The organism is Pseudomonas sp. 51_B (genome assembly GCF_017491595.1).
Lineage (GTDB): Bacteria > Pseudomonadota > Gammaproteobacteria > Pseudomonadales > Pseudomonadaceae > Aquipseudomonas > Aquipseudomonas promysalinigenes.
In genome coordinates this window covers 1-478 of sequence record NZ_JAFGYW010000292.1, presented here as the reverse complement: position 1 = coordinate 478, position 478 = coordinate 1, and the positions used below count along the sequence as shown (strand labels likewise).

Genomic DNA, 478 nt, shown 5'->3' with positions numbered 1-478 from the left:
GATCTATTTCGGCGGCAATGCCGAGGACGTCTCGCGCAATCTGCCGGAATTCACTGAGGCGTTTCCTGGCTACGCGCTGTATTTCCTGCATTACCGGGGTTTTGCTGGCAGCACCGGCTCGCCATCGGAAGCCGCGATTGCCGAAGATGCGCTGGCACTGTTCGATCAGGTCTATGCCAGCCACCCGCAGATTGCAGTCATCGGACGCAGCCTCGGTTCGGGGGTGGCGGTGCGCCTGGCCAGTCAGCGGCCGGTGCAGAATCTGATTCTGGTGACGCCGTTAAACAGCCTTGAGGAAATCGCCGCACGGCAATACCCGTGGGTGCCGGTGAAGTGGTTGCTCAAGGATCGTTTTGAATCGGGCAAGTACGCAGCGCATATCCGCACGCCGACATTGCTGTTGGCGGCCAGCGATGACGACGTGATTGGGCGCAGCAGCACGCAGCGCTTGTTCGAGAGCTTTCCTGCGGGCGTGGCG

1 protein-coding gene is annotated in these 478 nt (G+C 61.3%); it reads left to right on the top strand.

The window, feature by feature from the left end:
- Window positions 1-478: alpha/beta fold hydrolase (locus J5M56_RS24890; protein ID WP_207938047.1), on the top strand; the 478-nt coding region annotated here is incomplete at both ends.